The organism is Bacteroides sp. ET71 (assembly GCF_023336905.1).
Classification (GTDB): domain Bacteria; phylum Bacteroidota; class Bacteroidia; order Bacteroidales; family Bacteroidaceae; genus Bacteroides.
Map to the genome: position 1 here is coordinate 21,499 of NZ_JAMBLS010000033.1, position 8,325 is coordinate 29,823.

An 8,325-nucleotide genomic window follows, 5' to 3' on the forward strand; every position below is an offset into this window, starting at 1 on the left:
CAGCCCATATGAAGAAAATATTCAATATAAGCCTCTTTCTCCTCTTCTTCCTCCTCGCCGCCTCGTGCGCCGACGAAGAACTGATACAAACCTCCGGCTATCGCGACGGCGAGGCCGTGACCCTCAGCTTCAACATCAGCGTGCCCGACGAGACGGAAGTGGCCGTCACCCGCGCCACCAGCAGCAGCGAGAAGTGGGTGGAAAACCTCACCCTACTTGTCTTCTCCAACAACTCGGACGACGGCGTGCTGGAGCAAGTCTGCACCTCGTACAGCGGCGCTGGGGAAGAGTTCAACAAAGGCACCATGACCCCCGTAAACGATACGCACAAGAAGTTCACCGTCACCCTCACAGCCTCCACCGAAGAGAAGGCCATCTACATACTGGCCAATGCGGGCTACCTGCTGTTCAAGAAACTCGATGATGACTTCACGTTGCAACTAAACAACACCACCCTCAAAGACCTGCGCGACCTACAGACCTACACCACTCCGCCCAACTTCATCATGAGCGGATACAAGGTGCTGCCCATCCCCCACGCCGACCTGATGACGCAGGACTTCCCCATCTACCGCAGCCATGCCAAGGTGACGGTAGACGTGGCCAAGGAGCTGCAGGAGAAGTTCACCCTGCAAGGCTTCTATCTCTGCAATGCCCAAAAGGATGCCAGCGTAGTGGCCTACCCGCTCTACGAACAGTCTTCATCTACCCTTACCCTGCCCGAAAGCACGGACGACCCGGATGAAGAAACGATAGACCATGACGGATGGAATCGGTTTGAAAGTAAACCTACAATGGACGAAGAAAAACCAAAGAAGACCCAGTACCCCGCCCCCACCCGGAACGAGGCTGTGGCCAACGACCGGAACACAAAACTGTTCCTGCTCGTCAAGGGTGAGTACACGGAAGAGGGGCAGTCCGTCACCTACTACTACCACGCTGACTTCAAGACAGAGGACGACCCGCTGGACGTGCGCCCCAACCACCACTACAAGGTGACCATCACCGACGTGGACCGCATCGGCTACCGCCATTCGCTGGAGGGGCTGAAGGGCGCCATCGCCGGGGCGGAGAACGCAACTGTAGATATCAAAGACATCAACCCGGACAGCCACAACATGGCCAGCGACGGCGTGACGGAGATTGGGGTGGAAAGTGATACGCTGTATATCACCGGCACGGAGGAAGAGGGACCGAAAGTAGAATTTCCGGTGACGGTTTACCCCTCCATCAAGAACGATAACGCCACGATCAACATCGATATCGAAGAAGAAGACCAGTCGTGGCTCGCACTCGCCACCACCAACGGTTTTCCAACCGTAGAGAATGAGGTCAGTATAAACAACCGCCCGGACAAGTATTCCATCTCCACCGTCACCCTCAAGACCAAGTTGGCCAACATCTCCGGCGAACGCCGCGAAGCCCGCGTGGGCATCTCGTGCAGGGGTGTCCTGACCTACGTCACGGTGGTGCAAGACCCGGAGTTCAGTGCATGGAAATTCGGCACGGTCAGCCTGAAGGTGAAGGAATATGAGAGAGACAATGACTGGGAACCTACTCTTTCAGAAACTTATGGGCCATATCCCAACTATTGGGATTTTCTAAAAAATGATAATGTCTACGGCATCAACCCCGAGGCCATGGGCGGCAAGGTGCGCACCGAGGGCTTCCATGCCCCAATGTCCGACTTCCAGCAGTTTGTCTATACGTTCACCGTGCCCAAAGGCAACGACAGCGATGGCTATAAAGGATGCACGTGGCGCATCGAGCTGGCTCCCGGGTATGAAGAAAAGCTGCTGTTCTGGATCGGGAAGGATTCTCCTGCCAATGACGGAATGCCACTGTCTGAGTTCAACTACCGCACAGACCAGGAAATGAACGGCCAGACTTTCACCTTCACCAACAGCCTGCTGAAGCTACATAACGATGGGAAGATCACCAAGGATGCTTACCGTTATGGGGAGAAAGCGTTCCGCATCGTCGTCACCCACCCGGACGGCACGAAGGAAACGTATGCCTACGACTTGTATCACACGGGGGTGTTCAATTATGACGACGGTAGCAATGCTTACCAGGCCGGCACCCAGACTGACAAGGGCTGGTACTACTACGAGGTCATCCTGATGGGGCGCAATTACTGGCTGGACCGCAACCTGGGCGCGAAATCGTCGGCATACTACTCGAAGGCGATGAGGGGAAGTGATGAGGATGCGGCGGGGGGACTGTACCGCATAGCCAATGCCCCGGACGGGGACGGCGAGGTGAACATCATCAGCGGCAAGGAGCTGGAGAAGATTGCCCCGAAGGGCTTCCGGGTGCCCTACATGTCGGAGTTCCAGGCACTGACGACAGACAGCCGTTTCCGGCAGGAGTTCGTCTACGGCACGGGCGGCGGCTACTGGGATGCGCGCTACGAGACGGGCAACCCCGACCAGGGCACGGTCTACTTCCCGAAAAACGGGATGTGGTACGGCGACGCGGCAGCGGGCACGGGCGACACGGGTTACTACTGGACGCAGACGGCCGCCCTGGGGGCCAGCGGAGACGAGCGCGGATATTGGCTGCAAAACATGCAGTTGTCCGGCAGCAACGCCTCGGCAAACCGCTATCGCATCTACCAGAATGGGACACAGAACCCGACGGGCATGTCCGTACGCTGCGTCTACAACAGTCGCGTGGTGGAGATGGCGCAACGCGTCGAGTTCTACGTGAAGGGCTACACGCACGTCTACCTCTTCAACCTGGAGGATGACGGTTCGCACACGCCCCTCAACACCTGGCCCGGGCAGATGATATGCATCAACAATGATGCGGCACTTGGCATGTACCATACCTTCACCTTCGAATCGCCTATCACCTACGACAACCTGCACGTGGTGTTCAACATCGTGGCGGACGAAGGCATCACGAGCTATCCCACCGACGGCCTCAACAGCGATGGAATAGCGCTTGACGAAAACAATAAGTTCTTCCAAGGAACGAACTGGACCAACACAGCCCAATGAAACAGAGAGAGAGTGAAAGCCACCCGGCAGAGCAGGGTTCCTGCCTCCGGGGGCGATTGTCAAATAGTAAATTTTTGTTTGTTTTGTTTGCTAACGGCACATTAATCTGGCAACAACCTAGTAAGAGTACTAAACGGATGAAAGGTTAATATGTCAACAGGCCGGACCACTTGCGAAAGCAGTCCGGCTTTTCTTATGAACATTCACCGCATAAGACACTGTAACGCAACACCTTACCGCATATCACTCCCCACCTCATCAACCCTCACCCCCCACCTTATACATATAAAGTATGATACCTTTCTATATAAAGTATGATACTTTATCCATTAAAGTATGATACCTTATATAGTAAAGTATGATACTTTATGCCTTAAAGTATCATACTTTATCAACCTAAGTCCGGGGGTGATGTGGTCTAAGATGGGGAGTGACATAAGGAAAGGCCGGTAGTGACACCATCACACCCCCCACCGGAAGACACAAAAACAGCGGGGCCGGGACATCTCCCACCCTCGGCAGGCAGACGTCCCGGCCCCGTCAACACGACGCCGGACCCGGCAAAAACCATCAGAAATACAGCCCGAAGCCCAGCTTCAGCCCGAACTTAGACCAGTCGCCATTGACATTCCAATAGGCAGCAGGCTCCAGCGTCACCGTCTTCGACAGGAAGAAAGCATAGCCCGCCTCCAGTCCGAACGAGAACTTCGTGTCGTCATACCGCCCCCAGTCCCAGCGGTCCACGTTCACATTGGCGCCCACGAAGACACCCACCTTGTGGAAATAATAGCGCGTCCCCACGCCCAGCGAGTAGACATCGGCGTCGCCCCCGTTCTCATTCCACGCCAGGCCGCCGCGAATCAGCAGCGCCAGATTATCGGCCACAAACGCGCCGCCATTCACATCCAGGCCGAACGTCGCCTTGTCCGTCTGCGTATCATAAGACAAGCCCAGCCCCGTGGCCGACGGATTCACCAGCCACGTCCCTTTCTCAAACTGCGCATGAGCCGAAACAACACCTGCCAAGAGGCACAATAACAAAACAATCTTCTTCATATTCAATCTATTTAGTTAAACAATTACGATTCCTCGCATACCACACGCCAAACCACATCCCCGCCACGGCCAACGCCCCGGCAGCAATATACGGCGACAAGCCCGGCGCCAGGCCCATCCCCTCGGGAGCCACACAGATGTACGTCGTACACACCGCAGTCATGAACATCGCCGGCACCAACGTCACCCAGAAGACACCGCCCCTCCCGGTCCGCACCAGATACACCGTCAGCGCCCACAACGTAAACACCGACAACGTCTGGTTGGACCAGGCGAAATAGCGCCATATAAGGTCGAACCCCGCAGCATCACGCAGGCTGTACAGCAACAACCCGATGGCCAGCACAAACATCGGCACACAGATATACAGACGCCTGCGTACAGACCGCTGCTCCATCCCCAAAAAGTCCGCCACAATCAGGCGTGCCGACCGGAAAGCCGTGTCACCACTCGTGATGGGAGCCGCAATCACCCCCAGCACAGCCAGCACACCACCTACCGTGCCCAGCCACTCCTTCGTCACCGCATCCACAATGACAGCCGCGTTCGACTCACCCATCCCGTTCTCCCGGAAGAACCAAGTAGCCGCCGCAGCCCAAATCAAAGCCACAATCCCCTCCGTGATCATCGCCCCGTAAAACACCGGACGACCCCGGCGCTCACTCTTCAGGCAACGCGCCATCAACGGACTCTGCGTGGCATGGAAACCACTGATGGCCCCACACGCTATGCTGACAAACATAATGGGAAAGATAGGCAAGGCAGCAGCATCAGGATGCGTATTCCCCAACCCGTCCCACAACTCCGGAAGAGCCGGATGATGCACATACAGCATCACCAAGATACCCACCGCCATGAAAAGCAAAGCCACCGCAAAGACAGGATACACCTTACCGATAATCTTATCAATAGGCAACATCGTCGCCAATACATAATACAGGAACACCACCACAATCCAGAACGTAGTGTCCAACACCTCCGGAGTCAGCTTCGCCAACAGACCGGCAGGCCCCGCCACAAACACGGCCCCCACCAGCACCATCAGCACCACCGTAAACACACGCATCACCTGCTTGGCACCCACACCCAGATAACGCCCAATCAACTCCGGCAAGCTCTCACCGTCATGACGCATCGACAGCATCCCCGACAAGTAATCATGCACAGCCCCCGCAAAAATACTCCCCAACACAATCCACAAATAAGACGCAGTCCCAAACTTAGCCCCCATGATGGCACCGAAAATCGGCCCCAACCCGGCAATGTTAAGGAACTGTATCATAAAAATCTTCCACGTAGGCATCGGAATATAATCCACGCCATCCGTCCGCGTCAAGGCAGGCGTCTTCCGGTCATCCGGACCGAATATACGCTCCACCACACGCCCGTAAATAAAATAACCGGCCACCAGTGCCAGCAAGCAAAGTGTAAATGTAATCATGGTTCCTATATATGTTTAACACGTGCAAAAGTAGTAGTTTCCCCGATATTTGCACCAATTAATCACAGCTTTTATGTAACTTCGCCGCAAAATAGACAATAATGAAGAAGAATCACGTCATTACGATAACACTCACCACCCTATTCCACTGCCTGGCCATCGCCTGGCCAAACACACCAGCCCTGTCCCAGCCCAAACAAGAAGTGCGCGCCGCCTGGATTACCGCCGCCTACGGTCTGGACTGGCCACACACACGCGCCACCTCAAAAGCAACCATGCTCCGGCAACAAGCCGAACTGACAGAAATACTGGACAAACTCCAGGCAGCCCACTTCAACACCATCCTGTTCCAGACAAGGACACGCGGAGACGTACTCTACCGCTCAGACATAGAACCCATGAACGCCATACTCACCGGAAAAACCGGAGAAGACCCCGGCTACGACCCACTGGCTTTTGCCATAGAAGAATGTCACAAACGAGGCATGGAATGTCACGCATGGATTGTCGCCCTGCCATTAGGCAACCGGAAACACGTCGCATCCTTAGGCAAGGCATCCGTCACCAAAAAATATCCGGACATCTGCCTGACCTACCGACGGCACATGTACCTGAATGCCGGGCATCCCCAAACCAAAGTATACCTGATGAAACTGGTACAGGAAATCGTCGGGCGCTATGACGTGGACGGCGTACATTTCGACTATCTGCGATACCCCGACAATGCCCGAAGATTCCCGGACACATACGATTTCCGCCAATACGGAAAAGGACGAAGCATCGACCAATGGCGGCGCGACAACCTGACCGAGATTCTACGTTATATATATAAAGGAGTAAAAAAAATGAAACCTTGGGTCAAGGTAAGCAGCAGCCCCGTAGGCAAATACCGCGATACCACCCGCTATCCATCACGAGGATGGAACGCTTACAATGCTGTCTATCAAGACGTACAAGGATGGTTAGGCGAAGGTATACAAGACCAGATATACCCCATGATGTATTTCAGAGGAAACAGCTTCTACCCCTTCGCCCTCGACTGGCAGGAGCAAAGCAACGGGCGTCATGTCATTCCCGGTCTGGGCATATACTTCCTCCATCCCAGCGAAGGCGACTGGGACATGGAAGAGATTGAACGCCAAATCAACTTCATCCGAGCCGAAGGCATGGCTGGCGAAGCTCATTACAGGGTAGCCTTCTTATTAGGACAAGACACACAAGGACTATACAATACATTGAAAGAGAATTATTACACATGCCCGGCTTTACAACCGGCAATGACTTGGCTGGACGATGTATCTCCGACTGTACCATCCGCACTCCAAGTAGAACAACAAGCCAACGGCTGTGCAAACCTGACATGGCAAGCGGCAACAGACAATGATACCCAAAACCAGCCAACCTATATCATTTATGGTTCTGATACATATCCCGTAGACACAAGCAACCCACATCACATCATAGCACAAGGAATACGTACTACCCATTATACTTATCGCCCGAACTTTCCCTGGGAAATGTATCAATACTTCGCAGTTACAGCGATTGATCGTTATGGAAATGAAAGTTCTCCATGCCAAGAGGACTTGCCTTAATATAGGCACGATAGTGACTAACAGGCGTAACAGGCACTAAAGATAAATAACCTGAGACTACACGGCTGTTCTTTACCACAAGAGGAGCTGCCATTTCATCTTGCACATGACTTTCATAAAGACTCTCTGAAGAAGAATAGTATTCGATATAGAAACGTCCCGTTGTAGCAGGAGCCAACAAATTCTTATATAGTTGACAAGCTATTATCCCCATATTCATCCGCAAATTTATCTCTACACAAGGATGAACAAGAAACTTTTCGGCACGGCAAACCATCATATCTACCCCTAAAAAACCAATATAAGAGGCACACAATTTTGCTAATACGTTCTGAACAGCAACTCTTATCTGCAACAGAGTCTTAACAGATATATACTGTGCCATCCATTTCTCAAAATCAGAATCAGATAGAAGGATATTGCCTCTATATGCTCCTCGAGCATTAGTTTGAAAAAGAGAATAACCTACAAATCTGATATTACCATGACCATCAGATTGAAACTCCATTGCAAAATCTTCCACTTTATCATATACCGGAGCTGCCACGACACAGCCCTGACGGCACAATACATTGGAACACCATCCAGCCACTGTCTGTGTATAGCCTCTCTCACACCATAATAACCCTCGTCCACTGCCAGACCAAGGTGCTTTCAATACAGCATGTCCATGATTATCCACATAATTCTGGCAGTCTTTCAGATTGTATAGATTTACACTTTCCCCGCAACAGGATGGCATGTGTAATAATTCAGCCAGACATTCAGCTATCCGCTCCCGTGAAGCCATCATCCGCCAACGTTTCAATTCATCATCGGAAGGAAGCGCTATTAAAGGAACACCTTTTTGATACAGATATCTACACACAGAAGCATTCCAGCCCCATGGAATAGGTGTTATATTGTCATACTCACAGACTTCTGGCTCCGTCACCAAAAATATATCTTTATTAAATAGGACTTTCATTTGTTGGAAAAAAACATCATTATAGGCAGATGCTGCCAAGATACCATCGCCTGACATTGCATACCACATGGGCAAAATAGCCAAATCCAACGCCATCTGATGCGCAGAAGAAGGAGGCAAATAATTGGCCCTCCCATCAGCTAAAGCCATATCCGTATCAGGATTAAACAAATGAAGTCTCATGAAGGCAAACGTACGAAGAATACCTCAAATTTCCAAACAACGCAAATGGAGATATTATACTTTGCGCGGTATAGAGCA

At 52.4% G+C, this 8,325-nt stretch carries 5 protein-coding genes; 2 read left to right on the plus strand and 3 right to left on the minus strand.

From position 1 onward, the window contains the following. Nucleotides 1–8: 8 nt before the first annotated feature. Entirely contained in the window at nt 9–3,005 is a 2,997-nt protein-coding gene (locus tag M3090_RS13135; protein ID WP_249057015.1) for a fibrobacter succinogenes major paralogous domain-containing protein, read from the plus strand. Nucleotides 3,006–3,575: 570 nt separating this feature from the next. Here M3090_RS13135 and M3090_RS13140 read toward each other — a convergent pair. After that, nucleotides 3,576–4,061: an outer membrane beta-barrel protein gene (locus M3090_RS13140; protein ID WP_249057017.1), complete on the minus strand. Its 486-nt coding sequence runs from the start codon at nt 4,059–4,061 to the stop codon at nt 3,576–3,578. Between the two features lie 7 nt (nt 4,062–4,068). Further along, entirely contained in the window at nt 4,069–5,502 is a 1,434-nt protein-coding gene (locus M3090_RS13145; protein ID WP_249057019.1) for a carbon starvation protein A, read from the minus strand. Between the two features lie 101 nt (nt 5,503–5,603). Here M3090_RS13145 and M3090_RS13150 point away from each other — a divergent pair, with 101 nt between their 5' ends. After that, nucleotides 5,604–7,097 carry a glycoside hydrolase family 10 protein gene (locus M3090_RS13150; RefSeq protein WP_249057022.1) on the plus strand — a complete coding sequence of 498 codons (1,494 nt, stop codon included), beginning with the start codon at nt 5,604–5,606 and terminating at the stop codon, nt 7,095–7,097. Here M3090_RS13150 and M3090_RS13155 read toward each other — a convergent pair. Further along, the gene (locus M3090_RS13155; protein ID WP_249057024.1) at nt 7,039–8,214 is read right to left on the minus strand and encodes a hypothetical protein; all 1,176 of its coding nucleotides are present in this window, start codon (nt 8,212–8,214) and stop codon (nt 7,039–7,041) included. The two genes, M3090_RS13150 and M3090_RS13155, sit on opposite strands and share 59 nt — an antisense overlap. Between the last annotated feature and the right edge of the window lie 111 nt (nt 8,215–8,325).